Source organism: Flavobacterium zepuense (assembly GCF_007097145.1).
Lineage (GTDB): Bacteria > Bacteroidota > Bacteroidia > Flavobacteriales > Flavobacteriaceae > Flavobacterium > Flavobacterium zepuense.
This window is the reverse complement of the sequence record NZ_VJVZ01000031.1, coordinates 1-2,192: the sequence shown is the minus strand read 5'-3', so window position 1 is coordinate 2,192 and position 2,192 is coordinate 1. Positions and strand designations below refer to the sequence as shown.

Genomic DNA, 2,192 nt, shown 5'->3' with positions numbered 1-2,192 from the left:
TTACTCTAATTCTGGCTGGGGTGGAAACAGTTCCTATCTACCTAAAACAATTTCGATCGCTAAAGGAACCAACACTGCTGAAAGCAGGCTACAGTTTGTTAATTATGATGGATACAGCAACCCCGTTGAAGCCAAACAAGAAAATGGCACCTCTGTAGTATACATCTGGGGCTATAATTCAACATTACCTATAGCGGTTATAGAGAACATAACGTATGCAACAATAGTAGCCAACGCAACCATCATGGGTTATATAAACGACGCTAAAAATTATTCCAATAATAATGATACTACTAACCTGCTAATAAAGCTTAATGACTTACGGATAGCATTACCGCCTACGGCTTCGATGACGGGATATACGCATAAGGCTCTAGTCGGGGTAACGAATATAATAGATAGTAAAGGCTATAAGACAACCTATAACTATGATGCTTTCAACAGGCTCTTGGATGTAAGGGATGCCGGGAACAAGATACTCTCGGAAAATGAGTACCACTATAGATCTAATTAGTGTATCCAAGTATTACATTTAATCACCTAAGCCAGCAATCAAATGAAAAATCTTTTATATATATTATTGTTATCGCCACTGTTCAGCCTTGCGCAGACAAGCACGCAAAATTACGTTAAAACCACAACTTATAGGGATGAAACTACTACCTCTAATCCATCACTTGGACAAATAAGTATTAGTTATATGGACGGGCTCGGCCGCCCCATACAACAGGTTGCCCACAAAGCATCGCCCACCGGAAAGAATATTATTACACATATAGAATACGACGCTTACAACAGACAACCTAAAGAGTATATGCCTTTTGCCAGCACCAGCCCAACGGTAAATATGGGTTTTCACCCCCAAGCGAAAGACAGCACAATGCTGTATTATAATACCACGCAGTTTGAAATGACAACAAATCCTTACACTGAACAATTTTATGAAGCATCACCACTAAACAGGGTATTTGAGCAGGGGGCGCCGGGAACAGACTGGAAAATTAATACGTCGAGTGACCTCGACCATACTATAAAATTTGACTACCAAACCAATAAAGATTCAGAAGTAAGGAAATTTGCGGTAAACTTTACAGGTGGAGATACTGAAAAAACTGAACTTGCCTGTGTAGGGCATTATGCCGAGAACAACCTGTACAAATCTATTGTCAAAAATGAGAACTGGAAACCCTCTGATGGAAAAAGCAATACAACTGAAGAATTTAAAGACAAAGAAGGCCATATGGTGCTAAAGCGTACTTACACACGTGATATCACCTTAAATCTAGACATACCTCACGACACCTACTATGTATACGATATCTTTAATAACCTTACATATGTAATTCCTCCTTTAGCAGCGGATGATATTGTTCAGGAAATCATTTTGATAAATTCAAATGGCAGAAATTATCCATGGACATCCCTTGGCCGTGTGAGCCAGCAATTAGCCGACGATTACCAAAGGGCTATAGATGATTATGAAAACAGTGAGATACTTAATGCCGATTTGTTAAGCGCCTACGGTGGCCAAGGCGGCTTTACCCTTTTACCTGATGAAAATGGGAATTTAGTGTTGAACATTAATATCACAACCACAAACCCGATGCCCTACCGCACAGGTATCATTGCTGATCTTAGGGAATTGGGTACCTTTACAGATCGTGACTTAGGAAGGATACAAGGCGCAGGATACAGCTATTACTTTCTTTTACGTGGTAACCAGTTAGAGGTTACCGGATCAGGAGATGTACCATCTGTTAATACGAGCTTTAACAGCGGTACGCCTTTGGAGTATAGCCAGAACCATGCGTGGACAAAACTGTGCAGAGCAGATGCACAGGTAGCAAGGGACTATGATACTGCTATTAGTACATTAAATAACAGTGAAATATTAACCACTTATACCGCAAACACCTATGGTGCATTTGGCGGTGCAGCTATTAGTGTAGATGATGATAATACCGTATCGCTGTCCCTAAATATTACCAGTACAACACCACTGCAATTTTTAACAGGCGCGGTTTTACCGCTTAGCATCCAGCGAAAACTGCCAGATATGGTATTGGATTCTATATCAGGCTCAGGGTATAATTATGTATTTAAGATAATTAATAATAATCTGCACATAAGCGGATCCGGTACGTTTACCAATATGTTAGTGAATAGTGTTCGGTATCAAAATGTTAGCTATG

1 protein-coding gene and 1 pseudogene are annotated in these 2,192 nt (G+C 40.0%); both read left to right on the top strand.

The window, feature by feature from the left end:
- A pseudogene (locus FMM05_RS21070) lies at positions 1-514 on the top strand (hypothetical protein); the annotation flags it as partial.
- A 42-nt stretch (positions 515-556) separates the two neighbouring features.
- A partial coding sequence (locus FMM05_RS20845; RefSeq protein ID WP_221932293.1) for a DUF6443 domain-containing protein occupies positions 557-2,192 on the top strand: 1,636 nt, incomplete at its 3' end.